This is a genomic window from Cellulomonas sp. Root137, from assembly GCF_001426725.1.
Lineage (GTDB): Bacteria > Actinomycetota > Actinomycetes > Actinomycetales > Cellulomonadaceae > Cellulomonas.
In genome coordinates, this window is sequence record NZ_LMFG01000004.1 from 42,302 (window position 1) to 68,521 (window position 26,220).

The 26,220-nt window shown below is 69.8% G+C and carries 27 protein-coding genes, 1 tRNA gene and 1 pseudogene; 15 read left to right on the top strand and 14 right to left on the bottom strand.

Going from position 1 to position 26,220, the window contains the following annotated elements; translation table 11 throughout:
- Nucleotides 1–67: 67 nt before the first annotated feature.
- From rocD to ASD18_RS17775, 3 genes are all read right to left on the bottom strand, one after another.
- On the bottom strand, nt 68–1,276 hold the full coding sequence (gene rocD, locus ASD18_RS17765; protein WP_056095404.1) for an ornithine--oxo-acid transaminase: 1,209 nt from the start codon (nt 1,274–1,276) through the stop codon (nt 68–70).
- A complete protein-coding gene (ddaH, locus tag ASD18_RS17770; protein WP_056095407.1) occupies nt 1,273–2,118 on the bottom strand; it encodes a dimethylargininase in 846 nt (281 codons plus the stop codon). The genes rocD and ddaH overlap by 4 nt, the downstream gene beginning before the upstream one ends.
- Before the next feature lie 105 nt (nt 2,119–2,223).
- Complete coding sequence (locus ASD18_RS17775; RefSeq protein WP_056095410.1) at nt 2,224–2,691, bottom strand: SRPBCC family protein; 468 nt, start codon at nt 2,689–2,691, stop codon at nt 2,224–2,226.
- A gap of 34 nt (nt 2,692–2,725) precedes the next feature.
- On the opposite strand from ASD18_RS17775, the gene ASD18_RS17780 reads away from it, so the two are divergent.
- The gene (locus ASD18_RS17780; protein ID WP_056095413.1) at nt 2,726–3,715 is read left to right on the top strand and encodes an aldo/keto reductase; all 990 of its coding nucleotides are present in this window, start codon (nt 2,726–2,728) and stop codon (nt 3,713–3,715) included.
- A 3-nt stretch (nt 3,716–3,718) separates the two neighbouring features.
- On the opposite strand, the gene ASD18_RS17785 is transcribed toward ASD18_RS17780, so the two are convergent.
- From ASD18_RS17785 to ASD18_RS17795, 3 genes are read right to left on the bottom strand one after another with little or no spacing between them, the layout of a single operon-like run.
- Complete coding sequence (locus ASD18_RS17785) at nt 3,719–4,459, bottom strand: hypothetical protein (protein ID WP_056095416.1); 741 nt, start codon at nt 4,457–4,459, stop codon at nt 3,719–3,721.
- A complete protein-coding gene (locus tag ASD18_RS17790; RefSeq protein WP_056095419.1) occupies nt 4,459–4,917 on the bottom strand; it encodes an OsmC family protein in 459 nt (152 codons plus the stop codon). Before ASD18_RS17790 ends, ASD18_RS17785 begins: the two co-directional genes overlap by 1 nt.
- 43 nt (nt 4,918–4,960) lie before the next feature.
- Complete coding sequence (locus ASD18_RS17795; RefSeq protein WP_156388077.1) at nt 4,961–5,830, bottom strand: hypothetical protein; 870 nt, start codon at nt 5,828–5,830, stop codon at nt 4,961–4,963.
- Nucleotides 5,831–5,963: 133 nt separating this feature from the next.
- On the opposite strand from ASD18_RS17795, the gene ASD18_RS17800 reads away from it, so the two are divergent.
- Together ASD18_RS17800 and ASD18_RS17805 are read left to right on the top strand one after the other, a co-directional pair.
- On the top strand, nt 5,964–7,259 hold the full coding sequence (locus tag ASD18_RS17800; protein WP_056095425.1) for a nitrate/nitrite transporter: 1,296 nt from the start codon (nt 5,964–5,966) through the stop codon (nt 7,257–7,259).
- A gap of 64 nt (nt 7,260–7,323) precedes the next feature.
- Nucleotides 7,324–7,396: transfer RNA gene (locus ASD18_RS17805), tRNA-Arg, on the top strand.
- Between the two features lie 281 nt (nt 7,397–7,677).
- Here ASD18_RS17805 and ASD18_RS21625 read toward each other — a convergent pair.
- From ASD18_RS21625 to ASD18_RS21630, 3 genes and pseudogenes are all read right to left on the bottom strand, one after another.
- Nucleotides 7,678–8,313, bottom strand: coding sequence for a relaxase domain-containing protein (locus ASD18_RS21625; protein ID WP_235522465.1), 636 nt, complete (start codon nt 8,311–8,313; stop codon nt 7,678–7,680).
- 1,304 nt (nt 8,314–9,617) lie between these two features.
- Nucleotides 9,618–12,365 carry an SIR2 family protein gene (locus tag ASD18_RS20850; RefSeq protein WP_082574231.1) on the bottom strand — a complete coding sequence of 916 codons (2,748 nt, stop codon included), beginning with the start codon at nt 12,363–12,365 and terminating at the stop codon, nt 9,618–9,620.
- Between the two features lie 122 nt (nt 12,366–12,487).
- Nucleotides 12,488–12,695: pseudogene (locus ASD18_RS21630) on the bottom strand (hypothetical protein); the annotation flags it as partial.
- Here ASD18_RS21630 and ASD18_RS17815 point away from each other — a divergent pair.
- Entirely contained in the window at nt 12,661–13,146 is a 486-nt protein-coding gene (locus tag ASD18_RS17815; RefSeq protein WP_056095430.1) for a hypothetical protein, read from the top strand. The pseudogene ASD18_RS21630 and the gene ASD18_RS17815 sit on opposite strands and share 35 nt — an antisense overlap.
- 28 nt (nt 13,147–13,174) lie before the next feature.
- Here the strand turns inward: ASD18_RS17815 and ASD18_RS17820 are convergent, their stop codons facing one another.
- Complete coding sequence (locus ASD18_RS17820; protein WP_056095433.1) at nt 13,175–13,984, bottom strand: hypothetical protein; 810 nt, start codon at nt 13,982–13,984, stop codon at nt 13,175–13,177.
- Between the two features lie 171 nt (nt 13,985–14,155).
- On the opposite strand from ASD18_RS17820, the gene ASD18_RS17825 reads away from it, so the two are divergent.
- From ASD18_RS17825 to ASD18_RS17845, 5 genes are all read left to right on the top strand, one after another.
- Nucleotides 14,156–14,431 (top strand): hypothetical protein, encoded by a 276-nt coding sequence (locus tag ASD18_RS17825; protein ID WP_162251764.1) that lies wholly within the window; start codon nt 14,156–14,158, stop codon nt 14,429–14,431.
- A 284-nt stretch (nt 14,432–14,715) separates the two neighbouring features.
- On the top strand, nt 14,716–15,309 hold the full coding sequence (locus tag ASD18_RS17830; protein ID WP_156388078.1) for a hypothetical protein: 594 nt from the start codon (nt 14,716–14,718) through the stop codon (nt 15,307–15,309).
- Between the two features lie 242 nt (nt 15,310–15,551).
- Entirely contained in the window at nt 15,552–15,971 is a 420-nt protein-coding gene (locus ASD18_RS17835) for a hypothetical protein (RefSeq protein WP_156388079.1), read from the top strand.
- Nucleotides 15,972–16,090: 119 nt separating this feature from the next.
- Nucleotides 16,091–16,654: an RNA polymerase sigma factor gene (locus ASD18_RS17840; RefSeq protein ID WP_056095444.1), complete on the top strand. Its 564-nt coding sequence runs from the start codon at nt 16,091–16,093 to the stop codon at nt 16,652–16,654.
- Complete coding sequence (locus ASD18_RS17845) at nt 16,651–17,625, top strand: hypothetical protein (protein WP_056095447.1); 975 nt, start codon at nt 16,651–16,653, stop codon at nt 17,623–17,625. The genes ASD18_RS17840 and ASD18_RS17845 overlap by 4 nt, the downstream gene beginning before the upstream one ends.
- A gap of 28 nt (nt 17,626–17,653) precedes the next feature.
- Here the strand turns inward: ASD18_RS17845 and ASD18_RS17850 are convergent, their stop codons facing one another.
- Nucleotides 17,654–18,064, bottom strand: coding sequence for a hypothetical protein (locus ASD18_RS17850; protein WP_056095449.1), 411 nt, complete (start codon nt 18,062–18,064; stop codon nt 17,654–17,656).
- Between the two features lie 343 nt (nt 18,065–18,407).
- Here ASD18_RS17850 and ASD18_RS17855 point away from each other — a divergent pair, with 343 nt between their 5' ends.
- The 5 genes from ASD18_RS17855 to ASD18_RS17875 all read left to right on the top strand — a co-directional run bounded on the left by ASD18_RS17855 (nt 18,408) and on the right by ASD18_RS17875 (nt 23,258).
- Nucleotides 18,408–20,561 (top strand): DEAD/DEAH box helicase, encoded by a 2,154-nt coding sequence (locus ASD18_RS17855; protein ID WP_056095452.1) that lies wholly within the window; start codon nt 18,408–18,410, stop codon nt 20,559–20,561.
- An 84-nt stretch (nt 20,562–20,645) separates the two neighbouring features.
- Nucleotides 20,646–21,467, top strand: a complete 822-nt coding sequence (locus ASD18_RS17860) for a VanZ family protein (protein WP_056095455.1) — start codon at nt 20,646–20,648, stop codon at nt 21,465–21,467.
- Nucleotides 21,468–21,485: 18 nt separating this feature from the next.
- Nucleotides 21,486–21,971: an isoprenylcysteine carboxylmethyltransferase family protein gene (locus tag ASD18_RS17865; protein WP_056095458.1), complete on the top strand. Its 486-nt coding sequence runs from the start codon at nt 21,486–21,488 to the stop codon at nt 21,969–21,971.
- A gap of 20 nt (nt 21,972–21,991) precedes the next feature.
- Complete coding sequence (locus tag ASD18_RS17870; protein ID WP_056096429.1) at nt 21,992–22,663, top strand: Type 1 glutamine amidotransferase-like domain-containing protein; 672 nt, start codon at nt 21,992–21,994, stop codon at nt 22,661–22,663.
- A gap of 52 nt (nt 22,664–22,715) precedes the next feature.
- Nucleotides 22,716–23,258 carry a GNAT family N-acetyltransferase gene (locus ASD18_RS17875; RefSeq protein ID WP_235522466.1) on the top strand — a complete coding sequence of 181 codons (543 nt, stop codon included), beginning with the start codon at nt 22,716–22,718 and terminating at the stop codon, nt 23,256–23,258.
- On the opposite strand, the gene ASD18_RS17880 is transcribed toward ASD18_RS17875, so the two are convergent.
- The gene (locus tag ASD18_RS17880; RefSeq protein ID WP_056095464.1) at nt 23,232–23,873 is read right to left on the bottom strand and encodes a hypothetical protein; all 642 of its coding nucleotides are present in this window, start codon (nt 23,871–23,873) and stop codon (nt 23,232–23,234) included. The genes ASD18_RS17875 and ASD18_RS17880 overlap by 27 nt on opposite strands.
- Nucleotides 23,874–23,959: 86 nt before the next feature.
- Here ASD18_RS17880 and ASD18_RS17885 point away from each other — a divergent pair, with 86 nt between their 5' ends.
- Complete coding sequence (locus ASD18_RS17885) at nt 23,960–24,454, top strand: hypothetical protein (protein ID WP_056095466.1); 495 nt, start codon at nt 23,960–23,962, stop codon at nt 24,452–24,454.
- Between the two features lie 11 nt (nt 24,455–24,465).
- On the opposite strand, the gene ASD18_RS17890 is transcribed toward ASD18_RS17885, so the two are convergent.
- Nucleotides 24,466–24,969 carry a DUF6584 family protein gene (locus ASD18_RS17890; protein ID WP_162251765.1) on the bottom strand — a complete coding sequence of 168 codons (504 nt, stop codon included), beginning with the start codon at nt 24,967–24,969 and terminating at the stop codon, nt 24,466–24,468.
- A gap of 228 nt (nt 24,970–25,197) precedes the next feature.
- Nucleotides 25,198–26,217: a LacI family DNA-binding transcriptional regulator gene (locus ASD18_RS17895; RefSeq protein ID WP_056095472.1), complete on the bottom strand. Its 1,020-nt coding sequence runs from the start codon at nt 26,215–26,217 to the stop codon at nt 25,198–25,200.
- Nucleotides 26,218–26,220 lie beyond the last annotated feature (3 nt).

Genomic DNA, 26,220 nt, shown 5'->3' on the forward strand with positions numbered 1-26,220 from the left:
GTGGGGTGCACTCGCCGAGCGTCCGAGGAAGTGGTCGCTCGAGCAGCCACTTCCTCGGACGTCCGTGTCAGCGCAGCGCGTCCGTCAGGCGGTCCGTGGCCAGGTGCAGGTCCTCCGTGCTGATCGTCAGCGGGGGAGCCAGGCGGATCGTGCTGCCGTGGGTGTCCTTGGCCAGCACGCCGCGGGCCAGGAGCCGCTCGCACAGCTGACGCCCCGTGCCGCGGCCCTCGGCCACGTCCAGCCCCGCCCAGAGGCCCACGCGGCGCGACGAGGCCAGCAGGCCGGCGTCGACGAGCGCGTCCAGGCGGGCACCCCACTCGATCCCGAGCGTCGTGGCGCGAGCCTGCAGCTCGCCGGTCTCCAGCAGGCCGACGACCGCGAGGCCGACCGCGCACGCCAGCGGGTTGCCGCCGAACGTGGACCCGTGGGTGCCCGCGGTGAGGACGCCGAGCACGTCGGAGCGGCCGACGACGGCCGACACGGGGAGCACCCCGCCGCCGAGCGCCTTGCCCAGGGTGACCAGGTCGGGCTTCACGCCCCAGAGCTCGGACGCGAGCGTGGTGCCCGTGCGGCCGAGCCCGGACTGGATCTCGTCGGCGATGAACAGGACGTCCTGCGACGTGCAGAGCGCGCGCACGCCGGGCAGGTAGTCGTCCGGGGGCACGACGACGCCCTGCTCGCCCTGGATCGGCTCGAGGAGCACGGCGACCGTGGTCTCGTCGATCGCGTCGCGCAGCGCCTCGAGGGAGCCGTACGGCACCACCCGGAACCCAGGCGTGTACGGGCCGAAGCCGCGGCGCGCGTCGGGGTCCGTGGAGAACGACACGATCGTGGTCGTGCGGCCGTGGAAGTTGCCGTCCGCCACGATGATCGTCGCGCGGTCGGCGGGCACGCCCTTGACGTCGTAGCCCCACTTGCGTGCGGCCTTGATGGCGGTCTCGACGGCCTCGGCGCCCGTGTTCATCGGCAGGACCATCGGCGGACCGGCGACCAGCGGCCCGATCAGAGCGGCCAGCCGCGCGGCGAACGGCTCGAGCAGCTCGTGGTCGAACGCGCGGGACGTGAGCGTCAGCTTGTCGATCTGCGCGTGCGCCGCGGCCGTGAGCACGGGGTGCCGGTGGCCGAAGTTCAGCGCCGAGTACCCGGACAGCAGGTCGAGGTAGCGGTTGCCCTCGTCGTCGGTGACCCAGGAGCCCAGGCCGTCGACCAGGGTGACCGGGAGCGGGTGGTAGTTGGGGGCCAGGACCGACGCCGGGGCCACCTCCACGAGAGTCATCGCCCGGAACCGGAGGCGGGCCGGATCTCGAGCGTGCAGCACTTGGCGCCGCCGCCGCCCTTGAGCAGCTCGCTGGTGTCCACGGGGATCGGGTTGTACCCACGCTCGGCGATCGCAGCCGCGAGGTCCACGGCACCGGGCGCGACGACCACGTTGTACCCGTCGGACACCGCGTTCAGGCCCAGGGCGACCGCGTCGCGCTCGGTGGCCTCGACCGCGTCCGGGAACAGCTGCTGCAGGACCGCACGCGAGCCGGCCGAGAACGCCGGCGGGAAGTAGGCGATCTGCGGGTCGGCGGGGTCGCTCGACAGCACGGCCAGCGCGGTGTCGAGGTGGTAGTAGTGCGGGCTGACCAGGTCGAGCGAGATGACCGGGCGGCCGAACAGCTCCTGCAGCTCGGCGTGCGCGGACCGCTCGGTGCGGAAGCCGGTGCCGGCCAGGACCAGGTCGCCGACGACCAGCAGGTCGCCCTCGCCCTCGTTGGTCTCGGCGGCGGTGTGCGTGACGTAGCCGCGGTCGGCGAACCACTTCTGGTACGCGGGACCCTCGGGCTGACGCTCGGCGTAGCGGAACTTGGCGGAGTACACGACGCCGTCCAGCACGGTGGCGCCGTTGGCCGCGTAGACCATGTCCGGCAGGCCGGGGATCGGGTCGATCGTCTCGACGGTGTGGCCGAGGTCGAGGTACGTGTCGCGCAGGGTGCGCCACTGACGGACCGCGAGGTCGGCGTCGGTGAACCGGGTCTTGTCCATCCACGGGTTGATCTCGTAGGACACCGTGTAGTGGACGGGCTCGCACATCAGGTAGCGGCGATCGGTACGTCCGGGGGCGGTCGGGGTCATGAAGGCTCCTCGTGGCGTGTCGTTCCCACGAGGGTACGAGCCGGTACGGCCCGGACCGTTCATCTCGGATTGCGCGCTGGGGCACGATCCGTTGCGCAGATCCGGCTAGGAGTTGCGATCTGTTGCGCGGACCTCGTTGCGAGCACGCCTCAGCGCGTACCGGACCATGACGCCGAGGAACGGTTTCAGCACGGCCCCGGTGAGTCGCCGGGGGAGCGGGCCGGCCAGGTAGACCTCCTCGCTCCAGAAGACCTTGCTCGACGACGGTCCGGCGGGCACGACGACGATGCTCGCGTGGCCCTTGAGCACGCGGCCGACCTTGGTGTACGTGGCGATGCCGGGCTCGTCGCCGGTCGGCGGCTCGTACGTGTCGATCGTCATCACGTCCGTCAGCCCCGGGAAGCCGCGCTTGGCCAGGGGACCGGAGACCGCCGTCACGGTCGACCCCTCCACGGTCACCCGGGTCAGCGGGATCCACCGTTCGTGGTTGCGCAGGTCGGTGACGAGGTCCCACGCCGTCGTGGCGTCGACCGGGAAGGAACGGACCACGGCGTCGATCGGGATGCTCGTCACCTGGCCATCGTCCGCGCGGGTAACGTCGCTGTCCATGGAGACGAGGCTTCTGGGACGTACGGGTCGGTCGGTCGGAGTGGTGGGGCTGGGCTGCTGGCAGCTCGGTGCGGACTGGGGATCGGTCACCGAGGAGGCCGCGCTGTCCGTGCTGGAGGCGGCCGTCGACTCCGGCGTCACGTTCCTCGACACGGCCGACGTCTACGGCGACGGACGCTCCGAGAAGCTCATCGGCACGTTCCTGCGCTCCCGCGGCCCGGACCACGGCATCACGGTCGCGACGAAGATGGGCCGCCGCGCCGACCCGCACACCGCGGAGGCCTACACGCTCTCCTGGTTCCGCGCCTGGACCGACCGCTCGCGCGAGAACCTCGGCGTCGACACCCTCGACCTGGTGCAGCTGCACTGCCCGCCCACCGAGGTGTTCCGCCGCGAGTCCACCTACGACGCCCTCGACGTGCTGGTGGACGAGGGCAGGATCGCGTCCTACGGCGTCTCCGTCGAGACCGTCGACGAGGCCCTCGAGGCGATCGTCCGCCCGCACGTCGCGACCGTGCAGATCATCCTCAACGTGTTCCGTCGTAAGCCGCTCGAGCAGGTGCTCCCGCTGGCCGTGCAGGAGGGCGTCGGGATCATCGCCCGCGTGCCCCTGGCGTCGGGACTGCTGTCCGGCAAGTACGACGAGGACACGCAGTTCGCAGCCGACGACCACCGGTCGTACAACCGCGCCGGGGAAGCGTTCGACGTCGGCGAGACGTTCGCGGGCGTGCCGTTCGAGGTCGGCGTCGCGGCCGCGCGCGAGGTCGCGTCGCTCACCCCTGAGGGCTGGACCACCGCGCAGCTCGCCCTGCGCTGGATCATCGACCAGCCCGGCGTGTCCGTCGTCATCCCCGGTGCGCGCTCAGCCGCCCAGGCGGTCGGGAACGCGGCGGCAGCGTCGCTGGCACCGGTCGACGAGGAGACCCTCGGCGGGCTGCGCGGGATCTACGACGGCCGGATCCGCCAGCACGTGCACGCGCGCTGGTAGGACCTACTTCTTCGAGCCGATCCGCTTGAACCTGCCCGTCAGCCGCTTGGGCTCGGCGGGCAGGATCACGGGTGTGTCGTTCGGGCCCGCGATCTCGATGACCTTCGGGAACGTCAGCGGCGGCGGACCGAACGCCTTGCGCGCGCCCTCGATGACGTTCTTGCCGAGCGCCCGTGCGCCCGCGACGCCGACCACCAGGCCGATGCCGAACGGGATCAGCCGCCCGACCGCGAGCCCGGTCTGCTTGGTCAGCTGCGTGCGGACCAGCCGGCGGGTCATCGTGGTGTTCACCTTGCGGACCGTCGCCATCGGCATCCGGGTCAGCAGCGCCCGCGCGACGCTCACGCTGGTCAGCTCCGCGCCGTCGGTGATGATCTTGCCGCCGGAGTCGCCCAGGATCGTGGTGAGCAGGAGCGCGCGACGCCGGTCGGAGTCCTCGACCTCGATGCCGTGCACGCTGGCCACCGCGAGCGAGAACGCCGCCGACGCCGCGAAGAACGTGGCCACGTCGCTGGCCGTGAGCACCAGCGCGACGCCCGTGCCCACCGCGGGAGCCGCCGCCGACGCGCCCACCGCGCCACCGGCACCCTGCACGACCAGCAGGTACTCCTTCTCCAGGAGGCGCACCAACTGCTCGGGCGTCGCCTCCGGGTTCCGGCGGCGCAACGAGTCGACGTGCGCGTGGATCGTCGCCGACGGGATCGTGACGGCCTTCGCCAGCGCCGCCTCGACGAGGGCCGGCATCAGCGCTCCCCGGTGACCGTCAGCTGCACCGTGGCGCCGGCGTCGAGCGTGCGGCCGACCGTGCAGTGCGAGTCGATGGCCCGGTGCACCAGGTTGATGAGGCGCTCGCGCGTGGCCGCGTCGAGCGCGCTGAGGTCCACGACCAGCTCCTCCGCGATCGCGGGGTACCGGTCCTCCTCGGTGTCACTCATGCCGGAGGCCTTGATGGTCACGTCGACGTCGTCGCCCAGGTAGTGGCTCAGCTTGGCGTCCGCCGCCAACCCGCTGCAGCCGGCCAGCGCGATCTTCAGCAGCTCGCCCGGGCTGAACACGTTCTCCACGCCCACGCTGCCGATCAGCACCTCGGCCCCGCGCGAGTTGCGGCCCGTGTAGAGGCGCTTGCCCGTGCGTTCGACCCACAGCTCGGTGTCGCCCGCGTTCTTGGTGATGTCGGGCGCCTGCTTCTGCTCCGTCGTCATCCCGCGATCCTGCCACGCGGAACTGACTGTCTCGCGTCGAGCGCTAGACCGCTCCGGCCGCTGCCTCCGCTGCCTTCTTCGCCCTCGCGGGGGAGTCCCAGTTCCGGATCGTCTCCCGCACCCAGAAGATCAGGAACAGCCCGACCTCCCACCACTCGGCGATGGCCACGTGGTAGCCACGGAACAGCCAGTACGCCAGGAGGAGGACGGCGATCCCGCCGAGCGTCATGCCCACGGCGATCCACTTGTAGAGCGACTGGTCCGGCAGGTCGTCCTCGCCCGCCGCCTTCGGCCACCCGTTGCACGCGACCGCGACCGACATGCTGATGATCAGCCCGAACGTCGCCGCGTAGTGGATCCAGGCGAAGTCCGTGCCCTCCCAGATGCGATAGACCAGCAGCGCCACGAACACGGCGGCGAGCAGCCAGGACAACCGGTAGAAGCCCTTCGCCTTCTTCGGCTTGGAGCCGAGCGCGTCGCCGGGCCAGTTGCCGGTCAGCTTCTCGGCGATCACCAGCACCACCGCGGCGACCAGCACCGAGATGGTGGACACCCGGATGCCGTTGACCATCTCCTCGCGGATGGCGGGGTCCGTGATGCCCCGCAGGGTGTCGTCCAGGTCCGTCGGCACGAACGCCACGAACAACGCGTAGAACCCGGCCAGGTTCAGCGCGAAGTCCTCCAGCGTCCGCCCCCGGTAGGCCACCAGGCACACCGCGATGCCGACGAGCGCCGCGACGAACACGTCGCGCAGCGGCCCCAGGTAGTTGGCACTGATGGACCCCTCGAACTTGCCGAAGAAGACGAGCCCGAAGATCGAGCCGATGAGCAGGAACGCCGCCAGCGCGACGAGGATCATCCTCAGATGCCGGTACGTCTCCCGTGCCAGATCAGCCTCACGCAGCGCAGCCATCGCGGTCCCCCTCCGCTGAGCCTTCCCCTGCGGCGATCGTCCCGCGGTTGGTCTGCGCGGGTCTATGGGCGTTTGGGGTGATTCTGCGGCGGACGCCCAGCGGTGGCCTCGTGCCCGCGGGGTACGGTGCCGCGTGCGAACGACGCGATCGGGAGAGACTCCCCGCACCGCGGGCGTCGTGTTCGCCGCCGCCGTCGTCGTGTACTTCACGGCCGTCATGCACCGCACGGCCCTCGGGGTGGCGGGCGTCGACGCCATCGACCGGTTCGGGCTCTCCGCCACCATGCTCGCGCTCTTCTCGGTGGTCCAGCTCACCGCGTACGCGGGCATGCAGCTCCCCGCGGGCCAGCTGCTCGACCGGTTCGGAGCCCGGTCCGTGCTCGTCGCCGGGTCCCTGGTGATGGCCACGGGACAACTTCTTCTGGCGGTCTCCGACGAGGTCGGGTGGGCCCTCGTGGCCCGCGTGCTCATCGGTGCGGGCGACGCCCCGATCTTCATCGGCGCGTGCCGGTTGGTCGCCGAGTGGTTCCCGCCTCGCCGCGTGCCGGTGATGGTGCAGACCACGGGCCTCATCGGTCAGGCAGGCCAGCTCGCCTCCGCGATTCCGGTGGCGTGGCTGCTGCACTCGCGGGGCTGGACGGTCGCGTTCGCGACGCTGGCGGGCCTCGGGGTCGTGGCGGCGTCGGTCGCCTTCGTCGGCATCCGCTCCGCGGTGTCGTCGTCGCCCACGTCCGAGCGCTTCTTCTCCGCGGTCCGCTCGGCGGCACGCCCGCACGGCACGCGACTCGGCTTCTGGAGCCACTTCCTGTGCCCGTTCTCCGCCAACGTGGTGGCGCTGCTCTGGGGCGTGCCGTTCTTCGTCACCGCCCAGAACCGCACCCCCGGCGAGGCCAGCCTCCTGCTCATCGTCCTCACCGTCTCCGCCATGGTCACGGGACCGCTGGCCGGGCACTTCACCGCCCGCCACCCGCTGCGCCGCAGCTGGGCGGTGCTCGCGACGGCCGGCGCCACCTTCGTGGCCTGGGCTGTCCTGCTGGCGTTCGACACCCCGCGGCCGCTGTGGCAGCTGCTGCTGTTCGTCGTCGTCCTCGGCGCCGGGGCACCCATCTCCCTGGTCGGCGTGGACTTCGCGCGGACCTTCACGCCCCCGGACCGGCTCGGGGCGGCGACGGGGTTCGTCAACATGGGCGGGTTCACCTCGACGATCCTCGGGGTGCTCGCCGTCGGGCTGGTGCTCCAGCTGGTCTCACCGCCCGGGGCCGCCACGTACACGCTCGACGCGTACCGCATCGCGTTCGCGGTGCTGCTCCTGCCGTGGCTCGTCGGGCTCGCAGGGGTGCTGCACCACCGCCGGCACGCCCGCACCGACCTGGCCGCCGAGGGTGTGTACCTGCGGCCCGTCCGCGACGTGCTCCGGTGGCGCCGGTGAGGCGTTCGCCTTCGGTCGTTCGCCCGCGCGTTCGGTAGGCTCTCCGGCGTTCCCCGTGGATCGCGCGCCTGTAGCTCAGGGGATAGAGCACCGCTCTCCTAAAGCGGGTGTCGGCAGTTCGAATCTGCCCAGGCGCACAGTGTGTTGGTGCAGGTCAGAGCGATCCTGAGTGCGACTGGTGTCGTGGTCGCGACCGCAATGTCCGGTTCGTGGTCAGCATGTGGTCAGCAGTGACGCTGGAAGGCAGGTTGCGACTGGTGGAACTCAAGCTCGGGGTGTCTCGCTCCCTGCTCGGGAGCACCTGGTCCTACCCGATCCACGGCCTCCGCCATCCGCCGACTGCCGACACCTCGGGCTGGTACTGCTGGACGGGTGAGCTGCGCCCGGACGGCGACTTCTTCGTTCCGATCCATCAGCATCACTTGGTGGAACGACTGCCAGAGATCTCTGACTTGCTGGCAATGCCACCCGGCTCGCGGTTCCTCATCGCTCCTGAGTATCGAGACACGTGGCACGACCCGTCGCTCCTCGAGGTCTGATCCTGCCGCGGCGCGCGCAGTGACTCTGTGGTCAGCAGGAGCGCCCGCGTCTTTGCGCAGCGGCCGGCCCACCGACGCCCGCTCAACGTCGCACAGGGTCGTCGCTCCCGCGTAGCACTGTGCGCGTCATGGAGAGCGGTTCGCGTCCGGTCGTCGGCCAGCCCCCAGAGGATCGAGACCGACTTTGGCGCCGTGAAGGTCAGGTCGTAGCCGGCGACGGTGTGCCAGCCCTCGTCGGGCACGATCTGCTTGTAGGGCGTGCCCAACGGCTCGAAGGTGATGGGGTCGCGGCCGTCGCGGAAGACCGCCGTCATCGAAGCCTCGGAGACGGCCGCGCCGACCCTGAGCCGGCCGTCGCCCAGTGCGCTCAGACCACCGCCGATCCACCGGCCGTGCGGGTTACCCGTCAGCTCGTAGTACGCAGTGAGCGAGTCGCCAGCGGCCAACCCCGCGTCGCCGGCCGCGACATGCCGCGTCAGGTACGCGTATCCGTCGCCGACGGTCAGCTTGTGCATCGACAGCACCGCAATCACCTCCCGTGGGAGCAGCTCTGGCGAGTGCTCCTACAGATTGCTGCGCGGAAATGTGCGCGAGACGCGAGGTAGATTTCGCCGGCGCGCAATCCGTGCCTGGGTGCGACCATTACGGGCTCCGAACCTCCCTCGCCACCGAGCACCGCGGAAGGCACCACGGGCGGCGGGTTGCGTGTGCCACGGAAGGCACCACCGCTCAGCCGCAGAGTCAGCCAGTCTCGTCGGTCTCTACCGACGGACGTACCCGTGTGAGATAGCCGCCGGGTGGTACGTCGAGCGGCGGCTGAGCGGCCGGATACGCCTGATCAAGCAGGCTCGGCCGCAAGACCTCAACCGTCTCGGCCGCAGCTCGAAGTGCTTCGGCATCCACGGTGAAACTCGACTCGTCCACGCCGAGGCCGGGTCGGCGACGACGAGTACCGGGGCTCCGGGCGGCGGCGCTGGGGTCATCCACAGGGCGCTCGACATCTCGCGGCCACCACCCCAGTCGGTGAGCCTCGGCTGGTCTGCTGCCGGCCAGTTGTTCCGGACGTAGCGCCCGGCTAGGGCGGCGGTACGTCCTTCGGCGATTTCCACTCCGGCGAAGAGTCCCGCGTCGACTGCCGGGTGCACGCGAGCGCCGAGGTCGGGATCGAGACGACACCGGATTGCCAGCTCGATCTGCAGTCCGGCGGTGTAGCGAGTGAGGCCGACGAGTAGGTTCACCACGTCCGCCGGCCGCCCGATGACGCCGCTCCCACCGAGAGCGGAGGGGGCTCGGTTGTCCGGCGGTCCGAACCGGGATCTCGCCTGCGCGACGTCGTCCGCGTTGCCGGAGACAGCCAGGGTCGAATGCATGAGGCCGACCCTTGTCCGCATCCCGCAGGTGGTCAACGTCTTTCGTCCTGGAGCTGTCTGCCATCGCTAGAGCCGAGCTGCGTGGCCGCACAGTCTCTAGCGGCTCATCGGCGACGGGCAACGTGCTAGCGAAGGATCACAGCCCGACTCTTCTTGCATGTCTGCGATGCACGGGCTCACCGGGGTAGGCGCAGCCTCGCCGAGCGTGTGACCGACGCCCGCGACGCCAGTACCTGCACGGCAGGCTCGTCAGTGCGTCCCGGGCCACGCATCGCCTGTTCCGTCTCGAAATGCGAAAGCATGAACCGACGGGCTCTGGTGGCGGGAAACGCGGCCCGCATCTAGCATTTGACAATGTATTACAGTATGAATAGTGGGCCAACGTCTGCGAGCCGACCGTATTGCGCCTCGACTGACGAAGAATTGAATTGGAGTGATCAGCGCCGACGTCAGATCCCCAACAGGAAAAGAAGGTCGTGAATCTCGTCTGCTCGAGCCCGCAATTGGCGGGCGGGGCCGGTGTTTGATAGCGTCAATGAAATGCGCACGGAGTCGCGGACGACCTGTCGGTGCGAGGCGTCGTTCTTTGCCGTCTGATATCCGTCGTAGACCGCGCGGCCGAGCGTTCGCTCGGCTTGGGCACGCGTTTCCGAATCTGTCGCAATATTCATGGCCTCCTCGGCGCAGGTTCCGGCGAACTGCGTAGCCTGCTGAAGAGTGTCTGGACCCAATTGCTGCAAGCAAAAAGCAAGACCCGAAAGCGCGCGTCCGGCGTTGTTTCGATCGTTTCTATCCGCCTCAGGAAGGTCTAGAAGCGCGCAGGCATTCAGGGCCGCCGATGCGCGGTAGTCTCCCAACAGTCCGACCACCCGCGACCACTCTCGGTAGAACGAGCGCATCGCAATTCTCGTGTCCGACAAGGTGGAGAAATCGGACCACGCACGCGAACATACCTTCTCGGCCAGATCGAATTTCTCGAAGCGGCGATATACGCCAATCTGTGCGCATCGAAGACGCAGTTGGGACGGATCTCCGGCAACCGCACCGGCCATAGCCGCAACTGCCACGTCCTCACTCTCGATGCGTTGCCCAGCGAATACAACAGCAAGAGTCTCCTCGCCCCAACGTGAACCCACCGAGTGTGCGGTCACGTCGGCGACGAAATCGTGCAATACTTGATCGAGCGGCCGGCCAAATTCTTCCGCCAGCTCGATAGCAACTCTTGCAATCCTAGGATGCCGCGGAGCCAGGTAGTCGCCATGGCGTTGAGCAGCCGCCTCAAATCCAAGGCGGTTAACGACGAGTGGTAGAGTTTCTGCTTCGGTCAGACCAAGAGCCCACGCGAGATGTTCGATCGCCGTCGATCCGAGACCCATCTCATGTACCGCGCAGACGATCAGATAGCCATCCAGCAGTGTCTTTCGTCCCGGGAGGGCAACTCTTCCTAGCCGCGCAAGCAATTCGCGAATATGTTCGCGAAACTCCCCGCCGTAGCGCGTGCTCAGGAGAGCGCCGAGGAGCGCGCTTTCGCCGGCGCCCAGGCTCTGCTGATACAGATGCTCCGCACGGGTTGCGGATGAACCGGATATGTCGGCCAAGCGCCCCAGTCCGCGACCGCCCCACGCGCTCCAACCCTCAACCAGCATGGTGGCGTCGGCGAGCGATATTCCGTTGACAATGTGACGGACGTAACGACCATTCGGGATCGGGTATCGACTCGCTGATCGCCTCCAGTCTGTGTCCCGGGCGGCCATAAAGACACGGATGTCTGTGCGTTCGTCCGCTTCGATTCGTTCCAGCAGCTCCGCCAACTCGGCCACGTGGAGGTCCGCGTCGTCGACAAAGAGACAAATTCGAGCGGACGTGACCGACAGCGCGAGCAAGGCGTCGACGTCAACCCGGTCGCCCTGATTCGCCCACCAAACTTGGTATTCGGACCTTTCCGCGAGCGCGCCGGCGACCTGCTTCAAGACTGTCGATTTACCCTCTCCAGTTGGCCCTTCGATCAGGTAGCCGGGGGAGGCGATTTCCCAGAGAAGCGCATCCCCGAGAATTGCCCTCGAACGGGCAAGAGGAGCAGCTACTCCGCCGAAGATATCGCCCCAGTTGGGCTCCCGTCCATCAAAGAATGCGAGTGTGCGCGCAGGACTGGAGTCGCGCGCCATTTCAAACCTTCGAAATTCGGTGTCGATAGGAGTGCACCCGCTGATGGCCTGGCGATTCTTCCTAAATAGCGCGGAAGTCAGTCGGTATTTGGAACGCGATGCAAGTGCATTGTCGACGGCGGGCATTAGAGAATTAATGTCAACGTTCACGTATGGCTGAATTCGGCCCGGCAAGTCGTTGCCGCGCAGTGCGCCGAGGGTGGGCTCCGGACCATGGTTGGCCCACAACACCTCCAGCAAGCGCTGATTGCCCTCTGCGACCAGCTGGAGGATGGACGACGTGAGGATATCGTCCCAACCGCCGTACCCCAGCACTACACAGGTCGAGTTCGTCAGTATCTGCCGAAGGCTTGCCAGCAATCGGGGTCGAGGCCGCTCTAATTGCGCCGACGTGTGGAGTGTGTCTCCGAGCCGCCAATAGCCGTGTAGGTGCGCAACGGGCACAATGGCCGACGGCCGCTCTGGATATGTGAATGAACCATCTCCGTCGGCAACGATCGGATAGGATTCGATTCCACATGCGTGCAGGGCGGTCTCGAGCAGTGGATCAAAGTTTGTTGTAAGGATCGGACCGCGAACATCGATGGGTACTCTGGACAAGACTCGAGCGATGGCCGCGATTCCCTGTGGAATTGCCCATCCGGCGAAGTCGTCTTCGAGATCCTTCAATCGTGATTCGTCGTTGAGATAGTTCCGCGCGAGTTCGGCAGAAACGGTAGGGGTTCGTGCTCGGAGAGTGGCGAGCCTAATCACGCGATTGAGATGGGTTAGTCCTGCGCGCTCGATTAGGAAACGGGCGGCGGCCTGGTATTGCTGTGCCCCATCAAGAGTGCGCACCGTGGATTTGAAGTCAGCGAGGTCCTCCGGGTCTGAGGCGAGAGACTTTTCAAAGTAGTTGACCATTTCGGCGGTTCCGGGGACGGCACCCACAGATGCGCCAGCTCCGAGGATGAACACGAGCGGCCTCGCGTCCTCATCGAGGCAAGCTCGCCGTATGCGGTGTTGAAGCTCGGACTGCCCCGGGATGTCCATAGCGGGACACTAGCGCTCGCGTCGTCGGCTCGGTATCGGTGCATCTCATCGCTGTCGTTCTACGCCGGGAGGCGCTGTCTGGGCATCAAGGATGCCGGCCGGCCGGCTAGGTTTGGGTCGCTTCAGAGGGGGTCTCCCGGGACTGCTGCACCTGGTGAACAGGCCGCAATGGCTGCGGTCTGGTCGGTGAAGGCGAGTCCGATCTCGACGGGTGTGAGCGTGCCGAGGGCGCGCTGGCGTCGGCGGGGGTTGTAGGTGCGCTCTGTCCAGAACACGATCGCTTGGTGCGTCGCGGGTGCGCCACCGACGCCGGTTCGGGACGTTCTTTTCGGAGAATCCGGTCGCGTACGACAAGGCGAAGTGGCACTACGACGGCGACTTCCCGCGATGGACCCGAAAGCGTCAGGCCTTCGTGCACACGGGCTTCTTCCTTGCGTGGATCGCCGACCGCAACATGGTCGGGGACATGCTCGTCACCGAGAGTCCCCGCAACATCGCAGCGCTCCGCAACCGCCGCGGGCGCCCCGACGACCTGTACGCCGAGTGGGACGGCGTTCTCATGTCGTCCATGCTGAATGCCGAAGCCAATGCCTTCGCTGGCGCCTATTACGAGCGGCTCTATCTCGAGGACTGCGAACGCGTCTTCCCGGATGCCGGCCCATACCAAGTTCGGGGGACTTGGCAGAACTACGACCGCATCGCGCCCGTGCTCGACGAACGCCTCGAAGCGTGGCGCGCAGGAGCGGGGCACTGGCCGGAGGGCGGACACGAAGGACTCTAGGGCCGCACGCATCGGACGCGCTGACGCCCTATGTCGCGAGGTTCTCCCAGCGGCAGAGAGCGTTGGAGATCGAGATATCCGAGGCCACTGCCTGCATGATCTCGTCGGGCGCGGGCCGCACGACATCAGGTGTCGCCATGGTCCCCAGATTCTCCCAACCCATCCGACGCAGATGGGCCTTGCTGAGCGTCCCTAACCCGGCGGGTCGACCCTGAAGTCGTTCGACGGCACGAGTCAGCGTCGGTCGTTCCGGCTCGATCGTGAGGTCGCGCTGGACCGCATACCAGGCCAGGTAGCCCAGCGCGTGGTCTGCGGCTACGACGACGCAGCAGCCCCAGCCGACGGGATCCATGCCGGCATCGACGCCGTCAGGGAAGTAGGGGTTTCGGACATTCCCGCGGGCGTCGACCGGGAAGGCGAACACCTCGCCCGGCGATACGAGCAAGGGCTGGGGCGAGCGAAGCACCCGTCGCGGCTTGTCCGGGAGTGGACTCTCGAGCTTGCCGCGGAGCGTCCTCAGAGCGACCTCGCGTTTGCGCAGGTCTGCCTCGGACATCTCACGCTCCGCGAGACCGATGAGGTTCGACCGGTCGTCGATGATGGACAGCGCGCGCTCTCGGGAAGTGGAGGCGATTCCGCGCTGATGCAACTGGTCGGCGACGACCAGCCAGAAGGTCGTGTAGTCCTCGTCGTCAGCGGTCGCGGCCACCGGCTCGAGCTCCTGGAGGAGTCCCACGATCTCCTCGCCCGAGAGGGGCAGGCGGCACACCGTCCTGATCGTCGTCCTCAGGTCGGCTGCGAAGTCATCCGAGTAGAGCCCCGGTCCCCATGCGCCCACGACGTGCTCTCCTTCCGGCGATCCACCACCGTTCGACGACAGTAGGGCCGCCCGAGCGCACAAGGACGCAAGACCACATCGGCCCAGGGCAATGTGCCCCAAGTGAACCCACCCGCCGGCGGTCCGGCTGCTTGTAGGTTGCGATTCATCGGCTAACGGAAGGTAGTGCCCGTGACGGCTCAATCCAGATCGCGAGCGATGCTCTGGATCGGTGTCGCCCTCGTCGCGATATCTGTCGTGACCATCGTCGTTCTGCCGTGGGGCATCCCCGTGTACTCGGACTACCCCTCGCCTGCGGCTAGCTCGAACTACCTGTCGCCGGCTTGGCGAAAGGCGGCGATCGTGGTGATCGCGGGTGCCTCGGTCATGGGGTTCCTGCTTGTTGCCATGTCGCTCCGAGGTCTCGGCCGTGACGTGGCCGGTCCGGAAGAACCAGGTCACCGCTGAGTTTCTCCACGCGGCTGCCGTCGTAGGTGTGCCCGGCGCCCACCGCGGACCTCGGACCGCGGCGACTCTTGACCGTCGTCCCGCTTCGGTGGACGGTGATGAGTGACACCTCGCCGCGTGGAGGACCCGACCCGAGTCGGGGCTACCTGGCTGACGCGACCCGAACAAGCGCTCACGGAGCCGCTCGCTCGACCGTGACGCACACGGAGTGCTGCGTGCGGTACGGCCGCGGGGGATGTCCGATGGTGGCGAAGCGATCCGCAAGGCGGAATCGGGTGGTCAGGATGGCCGACGTCGAGCTCGTCGAACCCTCCGACCCGTCGGCCGCGCCTCTGGAACAGCGTCGCCGGCGTCGCGGGAAGGCGTGGCTCCGGTCGGCAGCACTCGTCGGTGCGGCGGCCGTCGTGATCCTCACCTCGGGCAGGTTGGGCCTCACCACGCCGCCCGACGTGCCCGAGGACTACGTGCTCGCACAGGACTACGTGCTCGCACTGGAGTCGGTCGGTGCGGACGCGGATGAGCCGAAAGACAATCACGGCACTCTCAACGCGCTGAATCTCAGTGCCGATGAGATGCGGCGCTATGAGGACGTGGGGGGCCTCAGTGTCTGGAGCGGAGAGTCTCGCTACGGCACGACGTGCCTGCTCGTGGCCCACCCCGGCCAGGGGCTCAGGGAGGGGATCGGTGCCGAAGTGTGTTCGCCCCAAGGCGACGACCCCATCGCCGACCTGGGGCCGTTCTACAGCTTCTCCGTCCTCCCCCCGGGAGTCTTCGCCGGCCTGCCGGACGGCAGTGTCATCCGGTTCGCGCTCGAGGGCGACCACGTCAACGTCTACGTGTTCGTGAGGGCCGCCGACCCGGCCGCGTCGCGCGGATAGCAGGGCGCCGCGCCACTGTTCCGGTCCACAGCGCGAGCAGTCAGCCCGGCTGATCCGATCGAGAGGACCCGCAGATGAACGGCCGTGAGCACGATCCGACAGTGCCCGATGCCATGGGCCGCCAGCCCCCGACTGAAGGCGGACAAGCCGACGGGCCGGCGCTCGACACCACACCACGAGATCCACACGACGGGCGTGTCCGACGCGTCCTGCCATGGGTCATCGCCGCGGTTGCGGTGCTGGTGGCAGCCGTCACCATCGGTGTCCTCGCCGTCAACGAGTCGAGCGAGCCCGCACCGGTAGCGCAGCTCACGCCGCAGGCCGATCCCGACCGGGGGGCCATTCCTCTCGACGACGAGACCGCCACGAACCTGGGCGTGACGGAGGCCGACTTCGTCTCCTACGGCTCGTACGGCGAGCTGCAGGTCTGGAGCGCGACGACGCCGGAGGCGAAGCGGTGCCTCGCGATGGTCGCGGAGAATCGCATCGTCATGGTCCGCTGCTCAGCACCGTCGCTCGACCCCGTCGCCGATCTCGACTTCCCGCCTGAGATGTTCCCACCCGCACCGTCGGGCGAGCCGACCTCACAGGTCCGGTTCGTGCTCCGCGACGAGCTGGTCGACGTGTACCTGGCACCGAATCCTGAGGGCGGGTTCTACTGACGCCGGTCGCGTGCAACGCCGGACTCGATACGCACCGAGCGAGGTGCCTCGGCCGTGCAACGCTCGGTTCCCGGCCGGACATGTGGGCAGCATCGGGTCTCGTCGTCGGAAAGGGCCTCATGACCTCGCCGGAGGAGCGCTTCGCAGCGCTGTTCGACGCCACGCACCGCGCACTGCTGGCCTACGCCGTCCGACGCGTCGCCGACCCCGCCGACGCAGCCGACGTCGTCGCCGAGACGTACCTCGTCGCCTGGAGAAGGCTCGAGGACGTCCCGCCCGCCGACCAGGCACGCCCGTGGCTGTTCGGCGTCGCGCGCCGCGTGCTGGCGAACTACTACCGCGGCGAGCGGCGGCGGCACGCTCTCGCGGACAGGCTCCGCGACGGCCTCACCGACATCGCGGCACCGCCCGCGGACCTCAGCGACGTGACCGTCGCGCTGGAACGGCTCGGCGACGATGACCGCGAGCTGCTGCGCCTCGTCGCCTGGGAGGACCTTGCGCGCGACGAGATCGCGGTGGCCCTGGGCGTCTCGCGCGCCACGGTCCGGGTCCGACTGCACCGAGCCCGCCAGCGGCTCCTCCGTGAGATGACCGCCCTCGCGGACGAGCAACGGGTGGCCCCATCCGGACACGTAGGGGATGGATGGGCACCCGCCCGTCCCGAGGTGGAGGAGGTCCGATGACACACGACGACGTGATCGCGCAGCTGCGCAGCGCCGACCCGGTCGCCGGGCTGGACCTGTCGCACCTCGACCCAGGTGCCGTGCGCGCCCTGCGTCAAGGAATCACGATGACCGAACGAGACTCTTCATCCACCTCGCGTCGGCGCCGCATCGGCCGTCGAAGCACGCTCATCGCGGGTCTGAGCATCGCGCTCGTCGGCGGCGGCTCCGCCTACGCCGTGCACCAGCAGTGGTTCGGCGGCACCGGGGACGGCCCGAACTGCCAGAGCGTCTGGAACGAGACCGCGGCCGGCGTCGCGATGGTCTCCGGACCGAACCTCACCGGCGACCCCGTCGCCGACTGCGACACCTACCGTGCCCAGGCCGGCCTTCCACCCCTGAGCGATCCCGTCGCGTTCGAGTACGGCGACGCGGTCTTCGTGACCCCACGCGGCCAGGTACCCGAGGGTGCCGAGCTGCTCGCGGTGTCCCCGACCGCTGGCGCCGAGCGGGAGCTGCGCGCATCCATGAGGGACTGGGTCGACGGCGGCTCGTCCCACTGCTTCTCCACCTCCGAGGCCGAGGAGTTCGCGCGGGCTGAGCTCGACCGCCTGGACCTGACCGGGTGGACCATCGTGACCGACGACGTCCCCGACGCCGACCTGCTCCCACCCGGCATGGAGTGCGCCGCCCTCGACATGCTCGATCCCGCCAGCCACACCATCGACGTGCTTCCCCTCCGCTCCGAAGACTGGGAGCGCACCGCCGGACCCACCACGTCCGGTATCCGCACCGCTCTTCGCGTGGGAATCGCTCACACGTGCGTGAGCCTCGGGGATGCCCAGAAGGTTGCGGAGGCTGCCCTCGGCACCGAGCACCACTGGCCGACGACCGGCGTCCCCGACGAGGAGGTGGACTGCGCCCGGGTCGACATGGAGGTCGGTGGCAGCATGCAGATCACGATCTACGGACCAGCCACTGCGCGTCCCTGACGGCTCGGCGGCACCGGATCGGCCGCTTCTACGCGAGGAAGTCACCCCAGCGAACATCGGCCTCGACGAGCAAGAGGACGCGCCCATCCTCGCCGCGGTACTCCGAGATGCTGCCGTACGCCTTCTTGGTTCGTCGGATGTTCGGGCGGCCGGCGACGACCATGCGAGCCACATCGACGACGTCGAACCAACGGAGCCCGCAGTAGCCGCCGCAGCCGCAGGGGTCCCAGGCCACCTGAGCGCCCGCGGCCGCGGCGTCGTGGGCGGCAGCCGAGGAGATGTCGCGTGCGGTCTCGGTGTAGGCACGTCCGAGCGGGTCGATGATCTGGCCGTCTGCGCGGACGCCGGGTCGATCCGATTCGGGGGGTGTGGCCGCTGGCGTCGCCTTCACCGCGTCCACGATCTCGCTGAACGACGGCTGACGGCGCTGCGTGACCATGCAGCCAGTATCCCGATCGCGATGTGGTGCTGCGGCTGGGTCGGGATCGCCGACCCAGCGAAAACTCCGGGCATTCAGCGCCGCCGCTGACCAGGTCGAGGTACTCGGCGGTAGGCTCCCAGTGCTCCGGCGATCACGCCGGACCATGACCGTGCCGCGCGGTGTTCACGAGGAAGCCCGGCGGCGTGTCACCGTCGGCGTCGGTGCCGGACCGCGTGCCCCGCACGCGGGGATGCTGCGCGGTGACCGATCCGAGCGCCCTGGCCCGAGCCTGTGGCCCGGTGCTCGTTGCACGACGCTCGGCGCCGCAGTCGCGGCGCGCGATGCTGGCGAAGGAGGAGACGTGGCTCGACCAGGCCAACGCGGGTCCGGTCGCGCGCGCACCGACCCCGGCGCCCAGCGCCGCCGCTCCCCGCAGCGCCCGACCGAGCAGGGCATCATCCCGGTGCTCGCCGACGTCGCCCGCGAGGTCGACCGCGCGGTGCAGCGACCGCCGACGCGCCCGGCGATGCGCACGAAGTTCCAGGTCGTCGCTCTGCTGGTGCGCGAGGAGCGGGCCCGGGTGAAGGCCGACACCGGCCTGACCACGGCGAAGCGTGCCGAGCAGCTCAAGCGGCTCGACGGCGTGGCGACGATGCTGGCCAGGACCGCAGCCCGCGACACGTCGCTGCTCGCGCTGCTGGCCGAGGATGCCAAGGTCTCCGACGCGGCGCACGACTACAAGGCGACCCTGATGCGCGAAGGAGGGCTGGAGCCCCCGGAGCCGCCCGCGCCCGCCGCGCCCGCTGCGCCGGCGCCCGGCGTCGAGAACCGGGTGGTCCCGCGGTCGGTCATCTCACGCCAGCTCTCGAACCCGTTCCTCGCTCCGGACTACGAGGCGGCCGCCGCCGCGCGGGTCGCTCCGCGGACCCACCGGCTGGCGGGCTGGGAGCTGCTCGAACCGCTGTTCCGGTCCTTCGAGGTCGCCGCCACCGGCGCCCCCGCCTGCATGACGCTGCCCGAGGCCCGGCCCGTGTCCGTCTCCGCGGGACGGGAGCTGATGCCGCACCAGGCGCGAGTCGTCACGGCCGCTGCCAACGGTCACCGCACGTTCCTGCTCGCCGACGAGCCCGGGCTCGGCAAGACCGCCCAGGCGCTGCTCGCCGCGCAGGCGGCCGACGCCTTCCCGCTGCTTGTCGTGGTGCCCAACGTGGTGAAGACCAACTGGGCGCACGAGGTCGGGATGTGGACGCCGTTCCGCAGGCCCACGGTGGTGCACGGCGACGGGGACCGGATGGACGGGTTCGCGGACGTCGTGATCGTGAACTACGAGCTCCTGGACCGGCACGTCGGCTGGCTCGGCGACCACGGCTTCCGCGGCATGGTCGTCGACGAGGCGCACTTCATCAAGAACAAGTCGTCGCAGCGCTCCAAGCACGTCCTCGCGATCTCCGAGCGGATCCGCGCCCGCACCGCACGGCCGCTGCTCATGGCGCTCACCGGCACGCCGCTGATCAACGACATCGAGGACTTCCGGGCGATCTGGCAGTTCCTCGGCTGGATCGACGACACCAAGCCGCTCGGCGCGTTGATGACCGCCCTCGAGGAGTCCGGGCTCACCCCGGCCGACCGCGGGTTCTCCGCCGCCGCGCGGTCCAGCGTCATCGACATGGGCATCGTCCGTCGTCGCAAGATCGATGTCGTCGCCGACATCCCTGCCCGCCGGGTGGCGGACCTGCCGGTCGAGCTCGACGGCGCGGTCGGCCGCTCGATCCGCGCCGCCGAGGCCGCCCTCGCGACCCGGCTGGTCGAGCGCTACCGGGCCGCCGTGGAGTGGCACACCAGCAGCGGCGCCGTGGTGGAGGGCATCGACGACCACCTCGTGCGCCGGGTCGCGGCCGCGGAGCTCAAGGACTCCAGCTCGCAGACCGGCGGCGAGAACGTGTTCACGATGGTCCGTCGGATCGGCCAGGCGAAGGCAGGGCTGGCCGCCGACTACGCGGCGCAGCTGGCCCGCAACGTCGGCAAGGTGGTGTTCTTCGCCAGGCACATCGACGTGATGGACCAGGCCGAGCAGACGTTCGCCGACCGCGGCATCAAGTACGCGTCGATCCGCGGCGACCAGACCACGAGGACGCGCAACAAGAACATCGCCGCGTTCACCGACGACCCCGAGGTGCAGATCGTCGTCTGCTCCCTGATGGCCGCCGGCGTGGGGCTGAACCTCCAGGTCGCGTCCAACCTGGTGCTGGCCGAGCTGTCCTGGACCGACGCCGAGCAGACGCAGGCGATCGACCGGATCCACCGGATCGGCCAGGACGAGCCCGTCACCGCGTGGCGGATCATCGCCGCGCAGACCATCGACGCCAAGATCGCCGAGCTGATCGACAGCAAGGCAGGTCTGGCTGCACGGGCGCTGGACGGTGCCGGGGACGAGGACGCCTCGTCGACCGACGTGCAGCTCGAGGCCCTGGTCGGTCTGCTGACCGACGCGCTCGCCGCGCAGGACGTGGACTGACCCCGCGACGTCCGACCGTGGGCTGACGGACGGTCCGGCCGTCGGGGGACGCGCCGGCCTACGTCGCGCGGTGACGCTGGTGCGGTGACCGATCAGCGCGCTCCCGCCCTCCGCCGCGCGGCCACCGTGGCGTTCGTCCTGTACCTCGTGGTGCTCGCCGGTGCGGCGTTCCTGCCGCTGCCGTCCATGCAGCTCGAGAGAGGCACGGGCCCCTCCTACGACCTCGCGCTGCGGCGGCCCGACCTGCTCGGCGGGTGGGAGGTCCAGCGCAACGTCCTCATGACGATCCCGTTCGGCATCCTGCTGCCACTGGTCGTGCGCTGGCGGTACGAGGCGCTCGTGCTCGCGTGCTTCGGGGTCACGCTCCTGATCGAGACCGTCCAGCTGCTGGTGTCCGCGGCGGTCGGGTGGTCGTGGCGCGCGTTCGACGTCAACGACCTGCTTCTCAACACGATCGGCGGGCTCCTCGGGCTCGCCTTCACGGCAACCGTGCTGGCGGTCGTGCGTCGCCCGTCGCTGCCGTCGGCGCGCCGGCTCCTGCCCGGTGGGCTGGCGGCGGCGCTCGTCGCGTGGGCGGTCGTCGCCACCGTGACGACGCCTCCCGAGCGCGAGGTCGTGTACGCGTGCGACGAGTTGCCGGCCGGGTCGATCACCGAGCTCCCCGGCGGCGCCAGCGCGTACGCGGGTCGCGACGGGTCGGTGTGCCTGCTGGCCGACGGCGGCACGGCCTCGCTGCCGTTCGACGCCGGCCCGGGCCCCGCACTCACCTACGAGCGGCCCGACGGCACGTGGGAGGTCGGCACCGCGCAGCCCGGCGACGTACTGACGGCGGGCGCGGGTGGTCCCGTCGTGGAGCTGCACGAGGTCGACGGGTCCGGCGTGCTGGTCTGGGCCGCGCGCCGCTAGCCGGACGAGACTGACGCCATGGCGAGCGGTCCTGCGGGCGTCGTGGCGTTCCGGCTCTGGCCGCCGGTCGCGATCGGTGCGCCGCTGGTCGTCGGCTGGCTGGCCACGCGAGCCTGGGGAGACCCGGTCGACCTCGGCGGCTGGCGGATCCCGCTCGGCTGGGCGTTGGTCGCCCTGGTCGTCGTGTGGAACGGCTGGTCGTTGTGGCTGTTCGGCCGGCACGAGACGGGGCTGCTGCCGGGGCAGGCGACGCGCGCGATGATCGAGGAGGGCCCGTACCGGCTCTCCCGCAACCCGTTGTACGTCGGCCTGCTCGTGCTCTACCTCGCCCTGGGGTTGCTGGTACCGACGTTCTGGGGGCTCGCCCTCTTCCCGGCGGCAGTGCTCCTCGTCCTCTGGGGCGCGATCCTCCCCGAGGAGCGGTTCCTGCACGAGCGGTTCGGTGCGCCGTACGACGACTACCGGCGGCGGGTGCCCCGGTGGCTGGGCCTCGTCCGTCGGTGACCGTCGATACGGTGGGCGTCGTGAAGCTCCTCCTCACCTCCGGCGGCGTCACCAACCCGAGCATCCGCGAGGCGCTGGTCGCCCTGCTGGGCAAGCCCATCTCCGAGTCCACCGCCCTGTGCATCCCCACCGCGCAGTACGGGCACCCGTGGGTCGGCCCCGGCGTCAAGCCCTGGGAGTTCATCAGCGGGACCTCCGAGAACCCCATGGTCGACCTGGGCTGGAAGTCCGTCGGCGTGCTGGAGCTCACCGCGCTGCCCAGCATCGACGACGAGCGCTGGGTGCCGCTGGTCCGGGAGACCGACGTGCTGCTCGTGGCCGGCGGCGACGCCCTCTACCTGTGCCACTGGATGCGCGAGTCCGGGTTGGCCGACCTGATCCCGTCGCTGCGCGAGACCGTCTGGGTGGGACTGAGTGCCGGGAGCATGGTGATGACCCCCCGGATCGGCGAGGACTTCGTGGGGTGGAAGCCGCCGACCGGCGACGACAGCACCCTGGGGATCGTCGACTTCTCGATCTGTCCCCACCTGGCTCCCGACGGCACGCCGGGGAACTCGATGGCCGCCGCGGAGCGCTGGGCGGCCCGCGTCGGTGGGCCCGCCTACGCGATGGACGACCAGACGGCCATCACCGTGGTCGACGGTGCCGTCGAGGTGGTCTCGGAAGGGCAGTGGAGGCACTTCCCGTCCTGACGGTGACCTAGGTCCACCCTGGCACGCCTGCGCCGAGGCCAGGCTGGTGGGCGTGATCACCAAGCAGGGCGCCGGCGCCCTCGAGAAGATCCGCACCGACAGGTTGACGATCCGGCGTTTCACCGCGTCCGACGGCGATGCGCTCCACGGCTACCTGTCGCAGCCGGAGGCCGTCCGCTTCGAGCCGTATGGCGTGCAGAGCCGCCTGCAGTGCCACGAGCTCGCGTTCGACCGCGAGGGCGACGAGTCGTTCTGGGCCGTGTGCCGCAGCAGTGACGACCGGCTGATCGGCAACCTGTACCTGCACCGCGACGACCCGCACACGTACACCCTCGGGTACGTCTTCGACCCCGGTCAGTGGGGTCAGGGTTACGCGACCGAGGCGTGCGCCGCGCTCCTTGACGTCTGCTTCCGGAGCTGGGGTGCGCACCGCGTGACCGCCGGATGCAGCCCCGACAACACCCGGTCGTGGCGGCTGCTCGAGCGGCTCGGGATGCGACGCGAACCGTCACCGCAGGATCGCGACGCCTACCAGTACGCCGTGCTCGAGGACGAGTGGTCGGCCGGTTCAGCCGGCGGGCTCGTCGGTCGGTAGGGCGGCGAACGCCCTCTCGAACCAGCCGCCGGGCGGTACGTCGACGGGGTTCTGCCGGACCGCATGGTGCACCTGGTCCGGCTCGCGGGGCCACAGGACCTCGGCCTTGTCGGCCGCGGCTCGGAGCGCCTCGGCGTCCACCGTGAACCTCGACTCGTCGACGCCGAGGGCCGGGCACGCGACGACGACCACCAGGTCCCCGGGCGGCGGCGCAGGCGTCAGCCAGAGGGTGCTCGACCACTCGCGACCACCGCCCCCACCGCCCCGGTGGGTGAGCAGCGGTTCGTCCGCGGCGGGCAGGTTGTTCCAGTCGTCGTACCCGGCGACGACGGTGCCACCGTCGGCGAGCTCGACGCCGACGAGCAGCCCCGCGTTGAACGTGACATGGAGGTGGTCGTCCGGCCCGGGGTCGAGGCGGCGGCGGATCGCCAGGTCGATGTGCAGCCCGCCGGTGTAGCGAGCGAGGCCGACCAGCAGGATCGCGGTGTCGGTGCCCCGCCCGATGACGCCGCTCACGCCGACGGCGGCGGGGGCCTCGTTGTCGGGAGGGGCGAACCGGAATCTCGCCTGCGAGAAGTCGTCCGCGTCGTCGGAGAGTGCGATCGCCGAGTGCATCGCCCGACCATGGAGGACATCCGTCGTCCGCGTCAACGGCTCCGGCTGGAACCACGCGGGGGAGAAGGTGCCGCATACTCTCGCGCGTGTCATCGACGGCAGAGAACACGGCGCGCGGCGTCGTTCGGACGCGCACCTATCGCGCCGTCGCCGTTGCGTACTGGACCCTCTTCGCCCTCGTGTGCGTCGGGGGCATGATCGATCCCGGTCCTGCGGCGCAACCGGGGTTCCCCCCGATCGGAGCGCTGCTCGCGGCCGTCTCGATCGTCGCGGCGGTCCGGGCGGCGCGGATGGGTGTCGCGGTTGCCGACTCGCACGCGGTCGTCCGCAACCTGCTGAGCACGCGTCGGATCGCCCTCGCCGACATCGACGACGTGCGGGTCCGCAACTACGACGGCCTCATCGTCCGGAACAGCCCGACCTCCTGGCTGCGCACGGTCGCTCTGACGACGAAGGCCGGCACGGTGGTCAAGGCCTATGGACTCGTCGGCTTCGATCCCAGCGTTTCCCGGGCTGCTGCTCGCCTGCAGGAGCTGATCGGCCTACCCCGGGGAACGCGTCCGCCGCAGCACCGCGTGTGAGTCGCGGCCGTTCAGACGATCCACCGGAACACCGTGACTGCGCCGACGACCACCAACCCGACGAGCATCAGGCCGACGATCGCGCACCCGACTGCCGTCAGGCCCTCCCACCAGGGCCCCGACACGTCGCGCTCGCGGTCCGACCAGTCAAGCTTCTTGCCCGCGGCGGACTCCGCTCGCGCGCGGATCTCGAGCAGCCGCTGCCGCGCCAGCTCGCTCGCTGCCTGCTCCTCCGGCCCGCGCCACCGCAGTCCTTGCATGATCCGGACCGGGTCGCGGCCGCAGGCGCGCTCGAACGCGTCCACCTCGGCGGGGTCGCGCTGCTCACTGAGGTACGACCAGCGCCCGGCCTCGGTCCGGTCGCCGTCGAGCCGGCAGACCTCGGCCAGGCGCTCCCGAGCGTCGAGCTCGTGCGGCAGGCTCTCGACGAGGCTCTTCAGGCGCCTGCGCGCCATCGCGACGTCGCCCGTGCGCAGGTCCTCGTCGACCTTCGCCAAGGTGCGCTCCACCGTCATCGTCGCGGCCCTGGCGGGGGCTGGTGGGCGACATCGGACGTGTGCATGCCCGGGACCCTATCCATGCGGGAATCGTGGATGCGCGCACGTAGTCGTCAACCAGCCGTGAGCCGAGTCCGCGGTGACGGGCAGCGTGGTGCCGTCGACGTCGGCGAGGAGCTGCGGGGCCGTTCAGCCATTCTCACGGGCGCGCCAGTCGGGCGCATCGTCGCTCACCTTGCGGAGGCGCTACTTGGCGCTGGTCGCCGTGCTCTCCCGCGCCAGCACCTGGTGCGGTGCCGTGATCTCGACCGCCGGCGCGTCCGGGTCCGCGATCCGCGCGGTGACTCGTGCGACGGCCTGGCTCGCGATGAAGGGGGTGTCCAGTGACACGGTGCTCAGCGAGGGCCGGGAGAAACGCCCCTCCTCGATGTCGTCGACCCCGATGATCGCGACGTCCTGCGGCACGCGCAGCCCGGCGTCGAACACCGCGCGCAGGGCGCCCATGGCGAGCAGGTCCGAGTAGCAGAAGATCGCGTCCGGGGGCTCGGGCAGGGTGAGCAGCTCGCGCGCGGCCGCGTAGCCGTCGGCCCGGCGGTAGTGGACGGCCGGGCGCAGGTACTCCTCGACGAGCGGCAGTCCGGCGGCCTCCAGCGCGCGCTGGTAGCCGGCGGTGCGCTGCTGCGGGGTGGCGTAGTTTTCCTGCGGCTGCGCGCCGATCGCGGCGATGCGTCGGCGGCCGCCGGCGAGCAGGTGCGCGGTGGCGTCGTGGGCGGCCTGGACGTTGTCGATGGCGACGTGGTCGTAGCGGCCGTCGAAGTCGTGCTCGCCCAGCAGGACCAGGGGCATGGTGCGGCTGCCCTGCATCTCGAGCAGCTCCTCGCGCGTGACCAGCGGGCTGAAGAGGACTCCGTCGAAGAGCATGTTGCGGTCGCCGCCGGTGAGCAGCTCGCGCTCGCGCTCGTGGTCGTGGCCGGTCTGGTCGATCATCACGCGGTAGCCCACCGCGGCGGCGGCGTGGATGATCTCGCGGGCCAGCTCGGCGAAGTAGGGGACGTCGATCTCCGGCACGACGAGGCCGAGGACGCCCGTGCGGCCGGTGCGCAGGGTGCGGGCGACCGGGTTGGGGCGGTAGTCGAGGTCGGCGATCGCCTTCTCGACGCGTGCGCGCATCTGCGGGCTGACGTGCTCGTACCCGCTGACCACGTTGGACACGGTCCGCACGGACACCTTCGCGCGAGTGGCGACGTCCCGCAGGGTGGCGACCACGTT